Below are 19,850 nucleotides of genomic sequence, written 5' to 3'. Positions count from 1 at the left end.
GCACGGGCGCCGACCCACACCTGGCATCATCCGGCCCGTGCCGCCGCCCGCCCGGCGGGTGTGCGCGGAGTGTGTGGCGCTCGGCACCCCGTGGGTGCACCTGCGCCAGTGCTTGACCTGCGGCCAGGTGGGTTGCTGCGACTCGTCCCCCATGCGACATGCAAGGGGGCACGCGGCGTCGACCGGGCACGTCGTCGTTCGGTCGATCGAGCCCGGGGAGACCTGGAGGTGGTGCTATGCCGACGAGCAGTTCGTCTGACCTGAGGGTTCCCGCCGACCAGCCGGAGACACCCGACGTCAGCGGCGCCTACCCGCGACTCACCGACGAGCAGCTGATGACGTTGTCGCGGTACGGCGACCGCCGGAGCGTGCCTGAAGGGACCGTCTTGTACTGCGAGGGCGACCAGGACTGCGGGTTCTTCGTGGTGCTGGAGGGGAAGGTCGCCGTGGTCCAGGAGACCGCAGCGGAGCCGCGGCTGATCGCCGTCCACGGCCCCGGCCGGTTCCTGGGGGATCTGGCGCTGCTGACCGGGCAGAAGGTTCTCGTGACCGCCGTGGCCGTCACCGACGTCGACGTTCTCGAGGTCCGCGTCGATCGGCTCAAGACTCTCGTGGCCGATGACCAGGCGTTGGGCGATCTCATCCTGCGGGCCTTCATCCTGCGCCGCACACTCCAGGCCACGATCGGGGTCGGCCTGCGGATCATCGGGTCGAAGTACGACCGGGACGCCCGGCGGCTCCGGGACTTCGCCAGTCGCAACCGGATCCCTCACCAGTGGGTCGATGTGGAGGAGGATCCGCAGGCCGAGGACCTGTTGCGGGCCCTGGGCATCACGGTCGCCGTGAAACCGGTCGTCGTCTGGAAGGGCCAGCGAGTCCTGCAGAACCCGAGCAACACCGAGTTGGCCGACCTGATCGGGCTGCGAGCGGCGCCGAACCGGGCGGCCCACGACCTGGTCGTGGTGGGCGCGGGCCCGGGCGGTCTGGCCGCGGCGGTCTATGCCGCGTCCGAGGGGCTCTCGACGATCGTCCTGGACGCGTTCGCCACCGGCGGCCAGGCGGCCACGTCCTCCCAGATAGAGAACTACCTGGGGTTCCCCGCCGGCATCACCGGCGGTGAGCTGGCCGACCGCGCCGTCGTCCAGGCCCGCAAGTTCGGCGCCGTTTTCACCATCCCGGGCGAGGCCACCTCGCTCAGACAGGCCGACGGCTACCACGTGGTGGGGCTGGCCGAGGGGGACGACCTGATCGCACACGCCGTGCTCGTCGCCACCGGCGTGCGCTACCGACGCCTCGACATCCCGGGGACGGACCGTCTCGAGGGCAGCAGCGTCTACTACGCCGCCACGGAATTCGAGGCCCAGCTGTGCCGACAGGACCCCGTCACCGTGGTGGGCGGCGGCAACTCCGCCGGCCAGGCGGCCTGCTTCCTGGCCCGACGGTCGCCGGTGGTCAACCTGGTCATCCGGCACGACGACCTGGGCAGGGACATGTCCCACTACCTGGCCGACCGCGTCGAGCAGTCGCCACGCATCAAGGTCTGGCGCAACAGCGAGGTTTGCGAGCTCATCGGTGATGACGAACTCTCCGAGGTGCTCGTGCGAGACCTCCACACACACAAGAAGCAGCGCATCGCGACGTCAGCACTGTTCGTGCTGATCGGTTCGGCCCCGCACACCGGCTGGCTCCAAGGGGAGATCCCTTTGGACGCGAAGGGTTTCGTGCTCACCGGACCCGCCGCCGACGGCCAGGACGGGATGTTCGGGACTCGTCGCCATGGAGTGTTTGCCGTCGGCGATGTCCGCAGTGGCTCGGTGAAGCGCGTGGCCTCCGCCGTCGGCGAAGGTTCGGTCGTGATCCGCCAGGTCCACGAGTTCCTGGCCGCCGAGGGACGTCGGTGAAGAGCCACTGCCCGCCAAGAGGGCGCGAAATCAGGAGGAACACATGAGTACCTACAAGGTCGGCTACTTCGTCGGCAGCCTGTCGTCGACGTCGATCAACCGCGTCCTGTCCAAGGCCCTCATCCGGGTGGCGCCGAACGACCTGGAGTTCAGCGAGATTCCGATCGGCAACCTGCCGTTGTACAGCCCGGACTTCGACAACGACTACCCGCCGGAAGCCAGGGCGCTCAAGGCGTCGATCGCTGCCGTGGACGCGGTCCTGTTCGTCACCCCGGAGTACAACCGGTCGATCCCCGGAGCGTTGAAGAACGCGATCGACTGGGCGTCTCGACCATGGGGAGAGAACTCCTTCGACCACATCCCGGCAGCGGTGATCGGCGCCTCCATCGGCCAGATCGGCACCGCCATCGGCCAGCAAAGCCTGCGCGGTGTGCTCAGCTTCTGCAACGCCCGGCAGATGACCTCGCCCGAGGCCTACATCCAGTTCTCCCCCGATGTCTTCAGGGACGACGGCGAGGTCACCAACGACTCCACTCGAGAATTTCTCCGCGCCTACATGGCGGAGTTCCGCACCTACATCGGCATGGTCCTGACTGTCCTGCCACGCCCACAACAGCCGAACGAGGACGCGACAGGCGAGCCTTCTGGCAACGAATGACGGCAGTAGCAACGACCACCGGCGGATCACGCACGCTCCCGGGACCCGGAGGACTCCCCGGCTCGCACCTGGTCCCGACACGAACAACCACCCCACGCAGAAATCGATGAGCAGAACAGGCGATCCAGAGGAGGGCTCATGGCCGGGATACCCGAGGTAAAGAAGTTCTTCCGCGAGGCTGGGGACATCAACGTCGACAAGTCCGACATCGCCCGCTTCCGGGCGTTCGTCGACCAGAAGATCGACGACATCGCCGTCTCCGCGCGCGACAACGCCCACTGGAACAACCGGGACGTCATCGCCCCGCAGGACCTGCCGATCACCAAAGGCCTGCAGGAGCGGATGCGCGAGTTCGGCAAGCTCGAGACGGCCGGCGACATGCGCGACTGGATCGGCCAGACGCTGCGCCGCCCTCCGGGCGACGTGACGTTCGGCGAGGAGACCGAGGACGTCCTCACCGAGGTATTCGGCGGCCTCAGTGTCGGGCTGGCCAGGTCCTTCCGGATTGTCGACCCGGAGGTGAGCAACCCGAACACCGGGCACTGGGAGCGCGCGTCCACCCTGTTCGGACTACTAGTCTGAGCCCCGTCACCGGCGCTGCTGCGCGCGGTTGTACTGCCGGCGTCCGCCGCCTCGTTGACCAGGATCTGGGCGGCCTGCTCCGGCGCGACGACGAAGCACAGCCTGACTGCGCTGGCAGCAGCAGTATTCCTCGCGATACGAATTGCAAAGCTGGTTCTATTCGCATTCCTTGGTGCTGGAAATCATCAATTGTCTCGGGGGCCGGAATCCAGCCTTGGAGGTGGACCCTGCTGGCCAGCTGAAGATCATCCGCGCCCTAGCTAGCTGATTAGCGCCCAACAGCGCTGGAGTGCGGACGCCGGCCGTCGCCGTTCCGCAGGACCAACCTTCTACGGCACACCGACGACGCGACGACGCCTGTCGATGTCCGAGTTCGCCTGCACGGCGACCTGTGTAGCTCGGAGTGGTGTGCAGGGTTACGCGGTCATCGCGCTGTCCGAGTTCGTGTGCACTATGGTCCGTTCTGTCCGGATTCGTGTTCACGGCGGGTGAGGGTCGGCGATGGTCGACGAGGCGGTGGTCCAGGAGCGGGCGCTGTCGGTTCCGGACGAGGTTTGGAATCTGGCGGTTCGTCGGGCAGCTGTGATCGGCCCGCTGGCTGAGCGGGATGTCGTGGGTCGGGCGTCGGTGGAGGCAGCCGCGGCGGAGCTGCGGGTGTCCGTTCGTCAGGTCTACGTGCTGCTTCGCCGCTGGCGGCAGGGCGAGGGGGTGGTGTCGGATCTGATTCCGGGCTGGTCCAGCGGCGGTCGTGGTCGCGACCAGCTCCCGGAGGAGGTCGAGGTGGTTATCCGGGAGGTGCTGCGCCGGCAATACCTGACTCGGCAGCGGAAGACGGTCGCGACGGTGCACCGGGAGATCGTCCGGCAATGCCGCACCCAGGGACTGCGGCCGCCGTCGCGGGGTTCGGTGGTGCGGCGGATCGCGAAGCTCGACCCGGCGCAGGCCACGCGTCGGCGGGAGGGATCCGACGCGGCGCGGGCCCGGGCGTCGGCCGGCGGGGTGCCTCCGTCGGTCACCGCGGTGCTGGAACAGATCCAGATCGACCATACGGTGGTCGACCTGATCGTGGTCGACGAGCGGCACCGGCTGCCGATCGGCCGCCCGTATCTGACGGCCGGGATCGACGTGTTCAGCCGGGCGGTCCCCGGATTGGTGGTCACGTTGGAGGCGCCGTCGGCGACCACGGTCGGGTTGTGCCTGGCGCACATGGTCACCGACAAGCGGCCCTGGCTGGAGCACCTCGGGGTGGAGGCGTCCTGGCCGATGAGCGGCAAACCGGTCGAGCTGTACCTGGACAACGCCGCGGAATTCAGGAGCGAGGCGTTGCGTCGCGGATGTGAGCAGCACGGGATCGCGCTGCGGTACCGGCCACCCGGGCGGCCGCACTACGGCGGCATCGTCGAGCGGGTGATCGGCACGATGATGCGGCTGATCCACGAGCTGCCCGGGACGACGTTCTCCAATCCCGGGCAGCGATCGGGGTACGACGCCGACGCGACGGCCTGCCTGACGATGACGGAGCTGCAGCGGTGGCTGGCCCTGGCGGTGGCCGCCTATCACGGACAGGTCCACGGCACCCTGCGCCAGCCACCCGCGGCCCGATGGGTCGACGGGATCGCCACCACCGGCGCGCCGGCGGTCGTCACCCACGAGGCGGCGTTCCTGGTCGACTTCCTGCCGGTGATCCGCCGGACCCTGACCAGAACCGGGTTCGTGATCGACCACGTGCACTACTTCTGCGACGCGCTCAAGCCCTGGATCGCCCGCCGGGATCGACTGGGCCGGTTCGTGATCCGACGGGACCCGAGAGACATCAGCCGGGTCTGGGTCCTGGACCCGGACGACGGGACCTACCTCGAGGTGCCGTACCGGACCATGTCCCATCCGGCGGTGAGCGTGTGGGAACACCGGGCGGCGGTGGAACGACTCCGCACCCTTGGCCGTGACCAGGTCGACGAGGACGCCCTGTTCCGGACGGTGGAGCAGATGCGGTCCATCACCGAGTCAGCCGCGGCGACTACCCGCAAGGCCCGCCGCGACACCGCCCGTCGAGCAGCCAGCGGCGGCACGAGCGCCCAGCGGCCCAGCAGCACTACGCCGGAATGTCCACCCGACGACGCCGTGGCGACGCCGGCGGCCCCATTCGACGTGATCGAGCAATGGTGACGAAGGAGGCAGGACGGTCATGGGAAGCAGCACGGGTAGCGGAGTCGAGGGCGATCCGGATCTTGAGCACCTGCGTCCGGAGATCCGGCCGATAGCCTGCCTTCCGGGCGAGGAACGGCTCCGGTTCGTGCGCGCGGACCGGTGGATCGGCTACAGCCGGGCGGCGGCGTCGTTGGAGCGGCTGGAGGAGTTGTACGGCTGGCCGGGCCGGCAGCGGATGCCGAACATGCTGCTGATCGGGCCGACGAACAACGGCAAGTCGATGATCGTCGAGAAGTTCCGACGCGGCCACCCGCCGATCTCCCACCCGGACAGGGAGGAGATCCCGGTGCTGGTCGTGCAAATGCCGTCCGAGCCCTCGGTGACCCGGTTCTATGTCGCGGTGCTGGCCGCGATGGGTGCGCCGTTGCGGCCGCGGCAACGGCTGGCCGAACTCGAACAGGCCACGCTGACGCTGCTGCGGGCGGTCGGGGTGCGGATGCTGGTGATCGACGAGCTGCACAACGTGCTGGCCGGCAGCAGCGATCGTCGACGCGAGTTCCTTAACCTGATCCGGTTCCTGGGCAACGAGCTGCGGATACCACTGGTCGGCGTGGGCACCCGCGAGGCTTATCTGGCGATCCGCTCCGACGATCAACTCGAGAACCGCTTCCAGCCGTTCCCGCTGCCGCGGTGGGAACCCGACCAGGAATCGTGTTCGCTGCTGGCCAGCTTCGCCACCGCGTTCCCGCTGCGCCGGCCGTCGAGCATCGCCACCGAGGCGATGGCCCGGTACCTGCTGACCCGCAGCGAGGGCACGATAGGCGAACTCGCCCACCTGCTGACCCAGGCGGCGGTCGCGGCGATCGAGTCAGGCGAGGAGGCGATCAACCAGCGCACCCTGCGGCTGTCGACCTACGCCGGCCCGTCCGAACGGCGCCGACAGTTCGAACGAGAACTCGCATGACCGGCGCCGCCCGGTGGCCGCTGCACCCGCAACCCGAAGCGGGGGAAGCGCTGTCGTCCTGGCTGATCCGGGTCGCCGACGCCTACGGGATGACCCCGGGCCAATTGGTGCGCCACAACCTCGGGCCGGCATCGTTCGAACTCGGAGACCAGAACCTGAGCGACCTGGACATGGAGCCGCCGCCCGGCATGCTCGAGGCACTGCACGAACGCACCGGGGTGCCGCGAGACCAGTTGGCCAGCATGACGATCGCCGGATGGGTGCCCTGGCTGCTGGACACCCTCGACCCCACCCAAGGGACTGCGGCGTTCGAAACCTACGTGCAGCAGGACTCGGTCATCCTCCCACCGGGCCGGGCCATCAAGCGTGATCTGCCGATCTGGCGCGCCTGGCTGCCGGACCGGCCGATGATGCGCCGGGCCTGCCCACGCTGCATCGACGACGCGGACGGCGAGTCGGCTGTCTTCGCGCTGGCTTCGCGGATCCCGCTGACGATCGGTTGTCCGAAGCACGGCTACCGGCTGGAGGCCATGTTCGGATCCCTGGGGGCCTTCATCGCCTGGGAGGACAAGGACATGGTGCCGACGCCCACGGATCCCCGCGTGACGGCGATGGACCGCCGCACCCACGAGGGTCTGGCCACCGGGACAGTGTCCCTGCCCGGCCGAGCGGTTCATGTCGGCGCGTGGCTGCGTCTGCTGCGCACCCTGCTCGACGAGGTCAACACCCCTACCTCAACGGTCCGACCGTCCTACCGCAGCAACTTGCAGCTGGTCTGGCAGACGATCGGACGTTCGCCCCGCGCCGGCCAGATCCGGTGGCGGCCCTACGAGTGTCTCGACTGGCCGGCCCAGCAGGCGATGCTGCATGCCGCCGCGGCGGCGGTCGACCTCATCGAGACCGGCCGGATCCCCGCGGCCGGAACCCTGGCCCCGCTGCTCCACGCTCAACAGCATCCCGCCGTCTATGACGGTGACCCACCGCACCACCGGATAGACCCGGCCCCGGCGACCACCGTCTGGCAGGCCGCGATGACCAGCATCCGCGACGTCATCGGCATCGCCCGCCAAGACGCCGGGACCGCCCGGCAACTGCTCTCCCTACTGACCTGCTACACCCCAAACGAACTTGCCTACAGCCGTATCCGCGGAGAGCTGATCGAGACTGGTATTCCTTCCGAGCTTCTCCCCACCCGGGATCAGGCCGCTCGTAGTGGGTGACTGCGCCTCTCACAAACGGTCAATTGTGAGAGACCCGCGATGTGTCCTCGGCGGCTGGTGTTTGCCCTGGTGAAGATTCTCAGAATCCCTCGCACAATCGCGCTTTTTTGAGAGGGTGTTGTGCGAGACTTCGGGCGTGAGCCACAGACCCCAAGGTGCGCCGGCGGCGGCCGACTCGGTCGAGCGGCACGACTGCCCGCAATGTCAGGCCCCGGCCGGCAGTCCGTGCCGCACGCGGTCGGGCACCACGGCGGCGAAATACCACACCGCCCGGTTCGTGCTCGTGCCGGCGCTGCGAGACGAGCTGGCCGTGCCGACCCCGGCGAGCCGCCGACCCGGGCAGCCCTGGACGCCGATCGACAACGGCCTCGGCACCGCCGGCTCGACGACGCAGCAGACGGGCCCTATTCGGATCGGGTACGCACGCTGCTCGACCAGCGGCCAGGAGCTGGCCGGCCAACTCGACCTGCTCGAGCGGTCCGGGTGCCGGCGGGTGTTCAGCGAAAAGATCAGCACCAGGGTCCGGGTGCGACCCGAGCTGGAGAACGCCCTGGTGTTGGCCCGGGAGATTAAGCAGGCCGCGCCCGACCAGGTCGTGATCCTGACCGTCGCCGAGATGAAGCGGCTGGCCCGCAACGCCGCCGAACTGATGACCCTGACCGCAGCCCTGCAGAGCGATGGCATTCAACTCGAACTGCTCACCGGCCCGCTCACCGGAATCTACGACCCCACCGGGATGGGATCGATGCTGTTCGCCGTCCTGGCCGTGGCCGCCCAACTCGACCGCGACTACATCCGAGAAAAGACCCTGGAAGGGCAGAAGGCCGCCGCCGCCCGCGGCCGGCACGGCGGTCGACCCCCGGTCATTGATCCCGACTCCCTCATCTACGCCAACGCCCTGCACGCCGCTGGAACACCAGTCCCGGATATCGCCAAGAAGCTGACCATCAAAACCGGCAAGAACGCCGGCCAGCACCCGTCGGTCGCATCCGTGTATCGTGCCCTCGCCTCCACCGGCGAACCGGATGAGCACTCGACGTTGCGATCGGTACACTAGTTAACTAGTCTTCTCTCGTGATCGAGTTCCGGATCGTCCGCCGGGGGACGGTACCGGCCTATCTGCAGATCGTGGAGCAGACCAGGCGAGCCTTGGAGAACGGGTGGCTCAGTGTTGGCGATCAACTTCCGCCGGCACGGGAAGTTGTCTCAGCGACGGGTATCAACCCCAACACAGTCTTGAAGGCGTACCGGGAGTTGGAGCGGCAGGGTCTAGTCGAAGGTCGGATTGGTACAGGCACTTTCGTCACCGCTGACCTGGTCAGGCTTCAGTCGGACCTGGCGTCACCGCTGGCCGTGGAACTGCGGAGCTGGCTGGCTGCGGCAGCCGCATCCGGGCTGGAGCGGCACGACGTCATGGCTTTGGTGACCACCATGTTGGACGAGCGGGAGCGAGAGGTGGCCAGATGAGCATTTCGTTGGAGGCCCACAACGCGAGCAAGCGTTACAACCGCGGCTGGGCGTTGCACCACTGCGACGCGGCGATCGAGGCGTCTTCGATCACCGCTCTTGTCGGGCCTAACGGTGCTGGGAAGTCGACCCTGCTGGGTGCAGCTGCCGGGCTCATCTCGTTGACCGAGGGCGACATTGCCATAGGTGGGCGGCTCGTCGACCGGCGAATGGACCTGGCGGTCGGTTACCTCGCGCAGGAAAAGCCGCTGTACCGCCGATGGCGGGTTGCGGACATGCTGGCCCAAACCGCAGATCTCAACACGGATTGGGACGATCGCCACGCGCACCGTCTACTCGATGAGGCCTCCCTTTCCCTCGAAGACAGGGTCGGGACGCTGTCCGGTGGACAGCGGGCCCGACTTGCGCTGATCCTGGTGCTAGGTCGACGCCCCGCCCTGGTGCTGCTCGACGAGCCGATGGCAGACCTCGATCCACTGGCCCGGCTACGCGTCCAGCAGACCCTGATGGCTGAGGTTGCCGACACCGGCATGACAGTGGTGATGTCCTCACACATCTTGACCGAGGTCCGCGACGCCTGCGACGCGTTGCTACTGCTGCAGGACGGGCGCGTCGCACTCCACGGGCCGATGGACGACCTGGTGCTGCAGCACCGAATCCTGACCGGCCCCTCCGCTGACTCGCTGGACTGGCTACCGCCGGCCGATCGAGTGGAAGTGCGAACCACCGGGCAGCAGACGAGCGTGTTGGTGTCGCTCGCCCCGTCGATCCTGCCGGCGCACTGGATTAATGAGCCGGCCGACCTCGACGAAATCGTCATAGCCAGATTGCGCAGCGCAGAAATTGCCACCCCCGACACGGTAGGAGCATGATGACCGACCGAACGGACACCATGCCAGCGTTCAACAACAGCGAACCCGCCATTCGCACCTCCACGCCGCGTATGTGGCAGGCGGCGTGGCGACAACATCGGTTCTGGGGTGGTCGGCACCGTTGCCCTGGTTGCCAGCGGGGGGTTGGCGCTCGCGGTGATCGTGCTCTTGATCCCGTCATGTGCCTCGACGACCTGGTGGGAAACACCCGGTGCAACCTGCGAGTTAGAGCCCGCGAGGACGCTGTGGGGGCTATACCAGATAGCCCTCTTGGTCCTCCCGGTCGTTGCCGGTGCGGTACTCGGCGCGGTCACCTTCGGCCCAGATAAAGAACACCGAACACAGGTCTACGCCCTTACCCAGAGCGTGACCCGGATCCGATGGTGGACGATCAAAGTCCTCATCGTCGCCGCACCAGTCTTCACCGCCGTAGCGCTGCTGGGGACAGCAACCCTGTGGGTTGTTGATAGTGCTTCCGACTCGATCATCTGGGCGCCCAGACTCACCTCGCCAGGCTTCGACATACTCGGCCTGATCCCGGCCACCCGATTCCTCGTCGTCTACGCCGCAGCGGCGGCAGCCGCTCTGCTCTGGCGCACCGTCGGCGGTGTGGTCACCGGGCTGGTCGCCGCCGGTATCCTGATCGCCGGTACCACCCTGCTGCAACCACTGGTCGTGCAACACACACGCGAACTCATCCCCATCCAGACCTGGTGGAACGACAGCACCGGCATCGCCACCGAAAGCCCTGGGGGAATGGGCTCGGCCTACAACTGGAGCGGTTACGCAGACTCCGAAGGCCTCGACATCGACATATCAACCCTGAATTGCCCTGAAAGCGCAAAGTTCATCGAGTGCCTGCAAGAAGCGGGGGTTGTCGACCGCGTCGAGATCTACGTGCCCGACTCCGAATACCCCCAGATGATGCTCATCATCAGCGGATTCAACCTCATCATCGCGGTAGCACTGCTGGCCGCCGGCGCGCAGACTCTGCGTCGCCGCGACCTGTAGCGCCGTGCAGGCGAATGCAATCCTCCGTGCGGTCAGCCGGCTCCCTGGGACAGTTGGCAGATGGCTGACGTGTGAAGACAGACTCGCGCAGCCGTGCAGACGAACTCGGAAATCGACAGACGCCGACCGAGCGGGCCGCGCCGCCGGCGTCCCGTAAGACTGGTTCGGTGAATCGTCCCGGTGCAGGGAGGCCAACCGGCACACTGGTCCCGTGACCGAACTCAAGATCGGCTACGCCCGGGTCTCCACCGTCGATCAAGACCTCACCGCACAGCACGACGCGCTCGTCGCGTTGGATGTCGACCCGAAACGCATCTACGTCGACCACGGCCTGACCGGCACCAACCGCGATCGACCCGGCCTGCGCCAAGCCCTCGTGGCCTGCCGCCGCGGCGACACGCTTGTCGTCACCAAGCTCGACCGGCTGCTAGCCCGCTCCGTGCCCGACGCCCGCGACATCGTCGACGAGCTCACCGCCGGCGGAGTGCGGCTGAACATCGGCGGCTCGCTGCACGATCCCACCGATCCGGTCGGGCGGCTCCTGTTCACGACCCTGTCCATGATCGCCGAGTTCGAGGCCGATCTGGCCCGTGCTCGAACACGCGAGGGCATGGCCGTCGCCCGCGCCAAGGGCCGGCTGCGCGGCAAGCAGCCCAAGCTCAGCCCGAAGCAGGAAGCCCATTTGGTCGAGCTGTACCGCGGCGGCGAGCACACCATTGGCGAACTCGAGGAACTGTTCCCTGTCACCCGTTCCACGATCTACCGAGCAGTCGCACGCGCCGATGCGCAAACGTCGCCGCCGGTGAAGGGCAAGCCGAAACAGGTCCGAGCCCGTCGAGCGCCTGCGAGCTGACCATCAACCACCGAAGCCAATCCACGCCGAGCCGGCTGTGCCCGGGTCACATGATCACGAAAGCACCCGGAATCGTTCCGCTGCTAAGCCGACCCCATCACACGTCACGAGGCCCTCCGGCGGCGATCAGTGGTCAGCCGACCTTGAACCCTCCTGACCGGCGGCCTCTGCTTTGCCGGAGTCGTTAGAGCACTGGCGGCGGGGGTAGCCCACTCGTGCACTGCGGTACGCGCCATCTCCCGCCTCCGCGAGGCGAGAGTCGGGTTTCAAGAACGCACTACGCCCAGCCGGCAGTTGCCCACGCCGTTAGGGTTGAATGTCGATTTCTGCCCCACTCTGGGTTGAGAGCGTGAGGTGCGGGCGCGCGCTCCACCGACAGCGAAGAAGTAGCAGAAAGAATCCATCGGATCCCGCAAACGCCTCAGCCGAATCTAGATCACTGACAGCTATGACTCGCCGGGCGTCGCTCGCGATTGTCCCAGCGGCCGCGCTCCACGCGCTACCTGGCCTTTTGGGGCCAGGTAGCGCGACCTGGGTGATCATCAAGTCGGGAATGAAACCTGGTGATGGCGCTACGGACGGCGAGACAGGAATTGACTGACCATCAAGAAGTTCCGGCGACTGCCAATCACTCCCGTCCCACTGAAATATGACCAGGAACCTTCGACGGTCGTCAGTATCGACCGCGACTGCGACAGTATCCGACCGCGATGCGACGCCTCGAATACGCCCGCTATCACCGACCCGTCGCAGGGCCATCGCTTCGAACCCGTGTGAGGGATCAGTGGTCATTCCGACTCCAGGAACCCGAATACTCCGGTTCAGCAGGTGAGGGTCCTAGTCGAACTGTTTCCCTCATTAGTGCCCCAATTGCCATGGAAGGCTTCCACGTAGAAGTACGTGTGGTACACGTATGTTCCAACATTGTTGGAACACGGCGAGAGCCCCATTAGACTGCCGTTGGCGCTCGTGTTGCTGCCACTCAAGCTTGCCACGTTCTGATACCCCGATCCGGTCCACTTCCACAATTTGATTGTAATCGAACGGATATCGACCGCGTCGTTGCAAGTCCAGCCCACGCCGTAAGAGATGTACGAAAACGACTTGCCAGGTACTCTTGCAGTGTAGGTACAGGTCACTGCGTGCATTGGGACGACCTTGCCGTCTGTGCCGACGTGTTCCGGGAAGTTTAGCGTCAGTTGCGATTCAGGTCCGGTGGTCCCTCGGCCGTCGTCCTGACTAGGCCCAGGAACCTCAGGAATTGTAGGCGCGGGTGTCCCGGCCGATGCAGTTGGCACAGCGAAGAGTGTCGCGAAGGACGCCAAAACCATCAAAACCAAGGCCGTCTTGAACCTCGGCGCAGATCTGCCCCTCGCGTTTCGAGTGCTCATTCCCTCTGTCCTCCCCTGGCAGGTGTCCCGCTGGGTCGGTGAACCCAGCCTGTCGAAGCGTCTACTGGCCACCCTTCCGAGGGCAAGAGCCCAACGGGCACGTGCGATAGGAGCGCGCCCATGCAGGTCTATCGAGTGGTTACGAACAGTATTGAACGTCCGGGAGAGGATTGGGCCACTCGGGGCTTACTGATGAACGATCGGGGTAGAGATTGGCCCACTAGACCCGAGGCTCTTCCTGTTGGCGATGAGCCGACCCCTCCAAACGGTTGAATAGCTATCTCCGATCGATTGATTGCCGCTGGTCTGGTCTTACTGCAAGGAGAAGTGGACTGCCCTTGTCACAGCGGGAGTGGATTGGCGACTGCCCTAGGGCAGATTCGTCTTCTATTTCCCCAGTGAGACAGTGGTCCGACGCTATTGCTCTCCGAGCTGCGCCCCTGCCGACAAGGCCCTGCGAAAGGTGGGGTGGGCAAGCGAGGAAAGGCGAGTTCCGAATCCCAGAGTCGCTGCTATGCGTATATCCGCCCGATCCTCGGCGAAAGCTACGGCGACCCCGACCATCGACGGGGCTACAACTCACATCGACATCATGACCGGCCGGACGCCCACCGACGGTTGACAACTGCAGAGAAGGCGCTCGGCCGAACCGGTCCGCCGCAAATTCGTCAGCACCCTGCTCACCCGCAAGAGCGCGCCCAAGGGCACCATCGGGTACATCGCCCGCGAGCTCGCCGAGGGCGGCCATGTGCTACGCACGGCCATGGAACGCGGCCACGAACAGGCCCGCACCCTGCTCGGGATCCCGACCGACGACCAGCCGATGTGGGGCTACCACGCCGGCGCCGCTAAGATCATCGGCCTGCTCGGCGATGCCGGCGACGCCCGCGCCCTGGTCGTCGTCCTGGCTGTCGTGCTGGGTGCCCAGGAGGCCGCCACCGACGTGCACTCCTGGCGTCGGGTCAACCCCGCCACCCACCGGTACCTGACGTTCATGGCCGCCCAGGGCTACACCCTCGCCGACGTCGAACGCCGCGCCTGCGGCCTGAGGATCGGCGCCGAAAGCCTGGCGGAGTCCGAGGCGGGGGAGTCGACCACGCATCAAGACGGCGAACAGGACGACATCTGACCCCCGTTCGTGCGCAGATCCTCGGCTCCCTTGACCGACCGGGGGATCTGCGCGTCCGGGCTGGACGCACCGGTGCCCAGGGATCTATCAGTTCTAAAAGTGTCAATCAGTTCTAACAGTGTCACTACCACGAATGCCGCCATTGGAGCCCTACCATCGGCCCGACCCGCCAATAGGCGGAAGGGAGAACCCTTGCCATGAGCAGAACCATCGCCGTCGTCAACCAGAAGGGCGGCGTCGGCAAGACGACCACCGCCGTGAACGTCGCCGCCTGCGCGGCCGAGGCCGGCCAGCGCACCCTCGTCGTCGACCTGGATCCGCAAGGAAACGCCACCAAGTGGCTGGGCGCCACCGGCACGGCCACCGTCATGGACGTCCTGATTGGCGACATCGCCGCCGCCGCCGCCACCACCCCCGCGGCCGGCGTGCCCGGAGTCCACGTCCTACCGGGCGGAGAGCCCCTTCTGGCCGCCGAACGGGCCATCGGCGGGCAACCAGGCGCGGAAACCATCCTCGGGGCCGCCCTGAGCCAGCTGGAGGGTTACGACCTGGTCCTGCTCGACTGCCCACCCGGGCTCGGGGTGCTCACCGTCAGCGCCCTGGTCGCCGCCCGGGAGATCGTCATCCCGGTCACCATGGGTTCGATGGAGCTGGACGGGGTCGCCGCCCTGCTGCGCACAGTCGAGCTGGTCACCACCCGTCTCAACCCCAACCTGCGAATCAGCGGCGTGCTGCCGGTCGAGTACGACGCCCGGCAGAACCTGAGCCGGGACGTCCTCGCCGAAATCACCAAACGGTTCGGCGATGCCGTGCTGCCGCCCATCCGGACCTCCGTGCGGGTCCGGGAAGCCCCATCGGCGCACGAGCCGCTCACCCTGTACGCGCCCCGCGAAAAGGTCACCGAGGACTATCGCGCCGTCACCCACGCGCTGATCACCGAAGGAGTCCGGGCATGACAGGCAAACAGCGACGCGGCCTGTCCAGCAGCGGTCTGGACGCGGTCATCCCCGCGGCCGCCACCGCACCGACCCAGTCAGCGCCGGCGCCGACGGCCGCCGTCACAGCCGCGAAGCCGGCGGCGAGATCGGCGACGAAGCCGGCATCTCAACCAGCGACACCCAGTAGCGCCGGCAAGGTCAAGTTCGGCGGCTACATCGACCCCGAGATCGCCGAACGCGCCCGCGACGCCCTGTCCTGGCTCGGCGGAGCCTGGACCACCGGCGCCCTCCTCGAGGAGGGCATCGAGCTCGCCCTAGCCCGGCTGCAGAAGGAACACAACGGCGGCAAGCCCTTCCCGGCCCGCAAGGACGAACGGCTGCGCCGCGGCCCGCGCATCAGCTGAACGAACGTTTACCGGCAAAATCCCTAATAGAGTCATCAGTACTGACTCCTGGCACTCACGCACAGCGGCCGCTGTCGGTGGCACCGCGTACAAACAATCCAAGCCCAAGGAGGAAGCCACGATGAGCGCACCGACGCAGGCTGCGGCCGAACAATTGGCCACCGCCGCCTACGAGCTGCCCAGCGACATCAGCGGCATCTACGCCGCAGCCGGCGACCTTGTCGACATCCTCGGCCGCGTCGAGCACATCAGCCGCGAGCTGAGCAACCGCATCCGTGCCCTGCCCGCAGACCGGCTCGGCGTCGACGAGCTCGGCGACCGAGTTCGTCCGGCCGCCCTGATCGACGATGCGGTCGAGCACCTGACCAGGGTGGGCAGCATCGTCACCAGCGCCGCCCGCGAGCCCGCAGACCAGGCGCAGTCCAAACTGAGCCGGCTATATCTCGCCTATGTGGAGCCACATAACGGTCTCCACGTCGTCGACGATGGCCGGGACGACGAGTAGGGGATCGGTCCGATCGTCCGGACCGGTTGAATGAGGGCAACGTCGGCGTCCACCTCGATGACCAACGGTTGGCTTGACCGGTGTGATGGCTACGCGGCCGCCGCCGCCGAAGCGGTTGGCGGCGATGGTGCTTGGGCCAGGGATTGCTCGGCGCCGGCCCTTGTCCGGGTTACCGGGCCCGGAGTGGCAGTCATGGCCCGAGTCCATCCCGTCCGAACCTGAGCACCGATCTATCGAGGTAGGACGCTGCCAGGCCGTTCCCCGGCGGCCGCTGACGAATTCGACCTCGGCCCTGACATCCTTGGTTGCGCCCGTGCCGGAATGAGGTGCGGGCGACACGTGTGGACTAGCGGAATCGGCGATGGCCAAGTTGTCGGTGCCGGCCGGGGGAGTTGGTCAGACCGATTCGATGTTGTCGGTTCCGACGCCGGAGACGAACAGCTGCTCGGTGATGAGATTCGCCAACGGCTCCGACGGCGACGTCGCATGGATGTCCACCGTCAACACCTTCTACGGGGGGTTGGGCGCAATTTTCCAGTGGTCACGATCACTAGACAGTGTCGGTTGTGTGCCCTATGATGATACCAATGCTTGGTCAGACCACAGTACATACCTGATCTCCCCCCACTTGCTCGACACGTTCCGCAACGCATTCAAAGATTCCGAGAGGTTGCATGACGCCCCCGCGGGCCGCGAGTGGCCGCCGATCGGTCCGCCTTGACGCTCATTACGGCGGCCCAGGTTGACCGCCAGTGATCACTCTTGACCACCGCCTCGCAGGAGGGCTTGCCTTGCGGACCTCGTTGGTCGCTCGAACGCCGCTATCCAAATTCTCGACAGCGCCTCCCATCCCGGCGCGCTCATTTTCGAAGGTGGTTATGGTAGAGAGTGTTTCCGGTAGCCAGCCTCCGCGTCTACCCCAGTTGGGGGAGGGGATGGACCTGCGGCTGCTGCGCTGCTTCGTGGCCGTCGCCGACGCCGGATCGGTGACTGCCGCTGCTCAGGAGCTCTACGTCAGTCAGCCCACCTTGTCTCGGCAACTTCACCGGTTGGAGCGTGAGATCGGTCTGGTGCTGTTCCGCCCCTTGGACGGCCGGCTGGTGATCACCTCGGCGGGTCGGGAGCTTCTCCCGCGGGCACGGACGCTGTTGGCCGGTGCGGCGGCGGTGCGCGCCTTCGCCCGCGAAATCGCGGCCGGCGCGATCGGGGCCGTCCACGTTGCGGCTCCCACCGCCATCCTGCACGACGTGCTGGCTCCCCTTATCGCGGCCGCCCCGCCGAACCTTCCGCCGCTCACGGTCCGCCCGATGGACACCGAGAAACTCTATGACGCAGTCGACGGCGACGCGGACCTGGCCGTGGGGGCGCACGCGCCGCCGGCACATCTGTCGGCCAGGGTTCTGGCCCGGCTGCCCGTTCGCGCGTATGTGCCGGCCAATCATGGACTCGCCATCAACGGGTCGGTGACCTTGACCGAACTCATCGATCATGACCTGCTCCTGCCCGATCGGCAGCATCACATTCGGCAGGTCCTTGACGTGGCCACCGCGGAGGCAGGGCTGGTTTACCGCACGGCGGGAGGGTTCGAATCCGCCCCTGTCGCGCTGGCCAACGCGGCCGCCGGCCGGGGCGTCGCTGTCGCATCCGGCGACCCGGCCTTCGGCCTCGTTCCGCTTCCCATCATCACGGCACAGGGACCGATGATGGAGCCGTTGTTCGCGGCCTGGCGGGTCGACCATCACGCCCCATCGACCCTCGCCGGCCTCGCCGGCGAGCTGACCGCGTACCTGATCGACCGGCACGGGCCCTGGGTGGCACCCGAGACGCGCCACTCGGTCCCTGCATTGAGAACTCGTTCCCTGCACTGAGAACCACCGCCTCGACCCCAATCAACTGCGGTATGTCCGGCATGCCAAATCGGTATAGGAACGGAGGACATCTCAGGTAGACCGCGACCCGATCACCGGCCACGATGAGCAGCGGTCAGGCGACGCCGCCACGCCGCCGTCGTGACACGTCTCGGTAAGACCAACGCTCTACTCAAGTACATGGAGGTTCAATGGCGACCCCGTACACACCCGATGTCACCGCTGTCGGTGACAGCCTGTTCTTGACGGCGATGGTGTCGATCATCCCGTTGCTGGTCGTGTTCGTCTTCCTCGGCATCCTGAAGACCAAAGCCCACTGGGCCGGCCTCGCCGGCCTCGCCTCCGCGATCCTGGTCGCGATCCTGGCGTTCGGGATGCCGGTCGACCTGACCCTGTTGGGTGCCTCCCAGGGCATCCTGTACGGCCTGTTCCCGATCATGTGGATCGTCCTGGCCGCGATCTGGCTCTACGAACTGACCGTCATCAGCGGCCGGTTCGAAGACCTACGAACCTCGTTCAACCGGATCTCCGACGACCCCCGCATCCAGGGCATCATCATCGCGTTCTGCTTCGGTGGCCTCCTCGAGGCCCTCGCCGGCTTCGGCGCCCCCGTCGCCATCACCGGCGTCATGCTCGTCTCCCTCGGCTTCTCCCCGATGCGCGCCGCCGCCACCGTGCTGCTGGCCAACACCGCCCCCGTCGCGTTCGGCGCGATCGGCATCCCGATCATCACCGCCGGCAACCTCACCGGCATCGACTACCACGAGATCGGCGCCGTCGTCGGCCGGCAGACCCCGATCCTGGCCATGTTCGTCCCGCTGCTGCTGGTGATGATCGTCGACGGCAAGCGGGGCCTGAAGCAGACCTGGCCCATCGCCCTGGTCTCCGGCGTCGCGTTCTCCATCGCCCAGTTCATCAGCTCCAACTACATCTCCGTCGAGCTGACCGACATCATCGCCTCGCTGGCCGCGCTGATCGCCGTCGTCGCGATGCTCAAGTTCTGGAAGCCGAAGGGCACGGTCGAGGCCCGCGAACGGCTGGCGCTGGCCGCCAAGGCCGAGCACGTCGAGCCCACCGGCGGCCCGAACGGTGGCACCGGCGGCAGCACCCCGGTCGTCACCGAGGTCTCCACCGAGAAACTGACCGCCGGCCGCACCGTGATGGCGTTCCTGCCCTACATCGTGGTCATCGTCGTGTTCTCCCTGGCCAAACTGTTCACCCCGCTCAAGAACTGGCTGGCCAGCACCGACATCAAGTTCGGCTGGCCCGGCTCGGACGGCAACATCCTGACCCTGGCCGGCAAGCCGTCCACCGCCACCCAGTACACCCTGGGCTACCTGTCCAACGCCGGCACCCTGCTGATCATCTCCGGCGTCATCGTGATGATCGCCTACCGGATCAAGCCCGGCCTGGCCGTCAAGGAGTTCGGCAAGACCGTCTACAAGCTGCGGTTCGCGCTGCTGACCGTGGGCAGCGTGCTGGGCCTGGCCTACGTGATGAACATGTCCGGGCAGACCATCACCATCGGCCAGTGGCTGGCCGCCGGCACCGGCGCGTTCTTCGCCTTCCTGTCCCCGATCCTGGGCTGGGTCGGCACCGCCGTCACCGGCTCGGACACCAGCGCCAACGCCCTGTTCGCCACCCTGCAGCAGTCCGCCGCCGAAAAGGCCGGCCTGGACCCGACGCTGCTGGTCGCCGCGAACACCTCCGGCGGCGTCGTCGGCAAGATGATCAGCCCGCAGAACCTGACCATCGCCGCCACCGCGGTCGGCCTGCTCGGCCGCGAGTCCGACATCCTGCGCCGGGTGCTGAAATGGAGCGTCGGCCTGCTGCTGGCCATGTGCGTCCTGGTCTACCTGCAGAGCAACGTGCTCGCCTGGATGATCCCCTGACGCGTCCGTCGCAGAATCGTTGTACGCCGCACTGCAACTCTTTCCAC

At 66.9% G+C, this 19,850-nt stretch carries 19 protein-coding genes; 18 read left to right on the top strand and 1 reads right to left on the bottom strand.

The window, feature by feature from the left end; genetic code table 11:
- Positions 1 to 37 precede the first annotated feature (37 nt).
- From NAMU_RS17720 to NAMU_RS17645, 16 genes are all read left to right on the top strand, one after another.
- Entirely contained in the window at positions 38 to 259 is a 222-nt protein-coding gene (locus NAMU_RS17720) for a UBP-type zinc finger domain-containing protein (RefSeq protein WP_322785874.1), read from the top strand.
- Positions 237 to 1,901, top strand: coding sequence for an FAD-dependent oxidoreductase (locus NAMU_RS17715; RefSeq protein WP_015748757.1), 1,665 nt, complete (start codon positions 237 to 239; stop codon positions 1,899 to 1,901). Before NAMU_RS17720 ends, NAMU_RS17715 begins: the two co-directional genes overlap by 23 nt.
- A 43-nt stretch (positions 1,902 to 1,944) precedes the next feature.
- Positions 1,945 to 2,559: an NADPH-dependent FMN reductase gene (locus NAMU_RS17710; protein WP_015748756.1), complete on the top strand. Its 615-nt coding sequence runs from the start codon at positions 1,945 to 1,947 to the stop codon at positions 2,557 to 2,559.
- A 138-nt stretch (positions 2,560 to 2,697) separates the two neighbouring features.
- On the top strand, positions 2,698 to 3,141 hold the full coding sequence (locus tag NAMU_RS17705; protein ID WP_015748755.1) for a DUF1931 family protein: 444 nt from the start codon (positions 2,698 to 2,700) through the stop codon (positions 3,139 to 3,141).
- 501 nt (positions 3,142 to 3,642) lie between these two features.
- On the top strand, positions 3,643 to 5,307 hold the full coding sequence (locus tag NAMU_RS17700) for a Mu transposase C-terminal domain-containing protein (RefSeq protein ID WP_015748754.1): 1,665 nt from the start codon (positions 3,643 to 3,645) through the stop codon (positions 5,305 to 5,307).
- Positions 5,308 to 5,326: 19 nt separating this feature from the next.
- Positions 5,327 to 6,253: a TniB family NTP-binding protein gene (locus NAMU_RS17695; protein WP_015748753.1), complete on the top strand. Its 927-nt coding sequence runs from the start codon at positions 5,327 to 5,329 to the stop codon at positions 6,251 to 6,253.
- A complete protein-coding gene (locus tag NAMU_RS17690) occupies positions 6,250 to 7,473 on the top strand; it encodes a TniQ family protein (protein ID WP_015748752.1) in 1,224 nt (407 codons plus the stop codon). The genes NAMU_RS17695 and NAMU_RS17690 overlap by 4 nt, the downstream gene beginning before the upstream one ends.
- A gap of 136 nt (positions 7,474 to 7,609) precedes the next feature.
- Positions 7,610 to 8,530 (top strand): recombinase family protein, encoded by a 921-nt coding sequence (locus NAMU_RS17685; RefSeq protein WP_138180314.1) that lies wholly within the window; start codon positions 7,610 to 7,612, stop codon positions 8,528 to 8,530.
- A 17-nt stretch (positions 8,531 to 8,547) separates the two neighbouring features.
- Complete coding sequence (locus NAMU_RS17680; protein WP_015748750.1) at positions 8,548 to 8,940, top strand: GntR family transcriptional regulator; 393 nt, start codon at positions 8,548 to 8,550, stop codon at positions 8,938 to 8,940.
- Positions 8,937 to 9,812 carry an ABC transporter ATP-binding protein gene (locus NAMU_RS17675; RefSeq protein ID WP_015748749.1) on the top strand — a complete coding sequence of 292 codons (876 nt, stop codon included), beginning with the start codon at positions 8,937 to 8,939 and terminating at the stop codon, positions 9,810 to 9,812. The genes NAMU_RS17680 and NAMU_RS17675 overlap by 4 nt, the downstream gene beginning before the upstream one ends.
- 108 nt (positions 9,813 to 9,920) lie before the next feature.
- Positions 9,921 to 10,823, top strand: coding sequence for a hypothetical protein (locus NAMU_RS17670; protein ID WP_015748748.1), 903 nt, complete (start codon positions 9,921 to 9,923; stop codon positions 10,821 to 10,823).
- A 211-nt stretch (positions 10,824 to 11,034) separates the two neighbouring features.
- Positions 11,035 to 11,676, top strand: coding sequence for a recombinase family protein (locus NAMU_RS17665; RefSeq protein WP_015748747.1), 642 nt, complete (start codon positions 11,035 to 11,037; stop codon positions 11,674 to 11,676).
- A 2,154-nt stretch (positions 11,677 to 13,830) separates the two neighbouring features.
- The gene (locus tag NAMU_RS17660) at positions 13,831 to 14,196 is read left to right on the top strand and encodes a hypothetical protein (protein ID WP_041369111.1); all 366 of its coding nucleotides are present in this window, start codon (positions 13,831 to 13,833) and stop codon (positions 14,194 to 14,196) included.
- A gap of 197 nt (positions 14,197 to 14,393) precedes the next feature.
- Entirely contained in the window at positions 14,394 to 15,152 is a 759-nt protein-coding gene (locus NAMU_RS17655; RefSeq protein ID WP_015748745.1) for a ParA family protein, read from the top strand.
- Entirely contained in the window at positions 15,149 to 15,538 is a 390-nt protein-coding gene (locus NAMU_RS17650) for a hypothetical protein (RefSeq protein WP_015748744.1), read from the top strand. The genes NAMU_RS17655 and NAMU_RS17650 overlap by 4 nt, the downstream gene beginning before the upstream one ends.
- Positions 15,539 to 15,659: 121 nt before the next feature.
- The gene (locus NAMU_RS17645) at positions 15,660 to 16,043 is read left to right on the top strand and encodes a hypothetical protein (protein ID WP_015748743.1); all 384 of its coding nucleotides are present in this window, start codon (positions 15,660 to 15,662) and stop codon (positions 16,041 to 16,043) included.
- Positions 16,044 to 16,439: 396 nt separating this feature from the next.
- On the opposite strand, the gene NAMU_RS28505 is transcribed toward NAMU_RS17645, so the two are convergent.
- Positions 16,440 to 16,541 (bottom strand): hypothetical protein, encoded by a 102-nt coding sequence (locus tag NAMU_RS28505; RefSeq protein ID WP_217180465.1) that lies wholly within the window; start codon positions 16,539 to 16,541, stop codon positions 16,440 to 16,442.
- 437 nt (positions 16,542 to 16,978) lie between these two features.
- Between NAMU_RS28505 and NAMU_RS17640 the strand changes: the two genes are divergently transcribed.
- A complete protein-coding gene (locus tag NAMU_RS17640; RefSeq protein ID WP_015748741.1) occupies positions 16,979 to 17,911 on the top strand; it encodes a LysR family transcriptional regulator in 933 nt (310 codons plus the stop codon).
- A 191-nt stretch (positions 17,912 to 18,102) separates the two neighbouring features.
- Positions 18,103 to 19,803 (top strand): L-lactate permease, encoded by a 1,701-nt coding sequence (locus NAMU_RS17635; RefSeq protein WP_015748740.1) that lies wholly within the window; start codon positions 18,103 to 18,105, stop codon positions 19,801 to 19,803.
- Positions 19,804 to 19,850: the final 47 nt, after the last annotated feature.

The organism is Nakamurella multipartita DSM 44233, from assembly GCF_000024365.1.
Taxonomy (GTDB): domain Bacteria; phylum Actinomycetota; class Actinomycetes; order Mycobacteriales; family Nakamurellaceae; genus Nakamurella; species Nakamurella multipartita.
Note: the sequence above shows the minus strand (reverse complement) of the source record. Positions and strands in the feature narration are given on the sequence as shown.

Coding starts and splice junctions, on each gene's coding strand:
- NAMU_RS17660 (WP_041369111.1), top strand. CDS start 13,831: ATGGAACGCGGCCACGAACAGGCCCGCACCCTGCTCGGGATCCCGACC.
- NAMU_RS17705 (WP_015748755.1), top strand. CDS start 2,698: ATGGCCGGGATACCCGAGGTAAAGAAGTTCTTCCGCGAGGCTGGGGAC.
- NAMU_RS17715 (WP_015748757.1), top strand. CDS start 237: ATGCCGACGAGCAGTTCGTCTGACCTGAGGGTTCCCGCCGACCAGCCG.
- NAMU_RS17635 (WP_015748740.1), top strand. CDS start 18,103: ATGGCGACCCCGTACACACCCGATGTCACCGCTGTCGGTGACAGCCTG.
- NAMU_RS17650 (WP_015748744.1), top strand. CDS start 15,149: ATGACAGGCAAACAGCGACGCGGCCTGTCCAGCAGCGGTCTGGACGCG.
- NAMU_RS17675 (WP_015748749.1), top strand. CDS start 8,937: ATGAGCATTTCGTTGGAGGCCCACAACGCGAGCAAGCGTTACAACCGC.
- NAMU_RS17695 (WP_015748753.1), top strand. CDS start 5,327: ATGGGAAGCAGCACGGGTAGCGGAGTCGAGGGCGATCCGGATCTTGAG.
- NAMU_RS17690 (WP_015748752.1), top strand. CDS start 6,250: ATGACCGGCGCCGCCCGGTGGCCGCTGCACCCGCAACCCGAAGCGGGG.
- NAMU_RS17640 (WP_015748741.1), top strand. CDS start 16,979: ATGGACCTGCGGCTGCTGCGCTGCTTCGTGGCCGTCGCCGACGCCGGA.
- NAMU_RS17645 (WP_015748743.1), top strand. CDS start 15,660: ATGAGCGCACCGACGCAGGCTGCGGCCGAACAATTGGCCACCGCCGCC.
- NAMU_RS17700 (WP_015748754.1), top strand. CDS start 3,643: ATGGTCGACGAGGCGGTGGTCCAGGAGCGGGCGCTGTCGGTTCCGGAC.
- NAMU_RS17655 (WP_015748745.1), top strand. CDS start 14,394: ATGAGCAGAACCATCGCCGTCGTCAACCAGAAGGGCGGCGTCGGCAAG.
- NAMU_RS17710 (WP_015748756.1), top strand. CDS start 1,945: ATGAGTACCTACAAGGTCGGCTACTTCGTCGGCAGCCTGTCGTCGACG.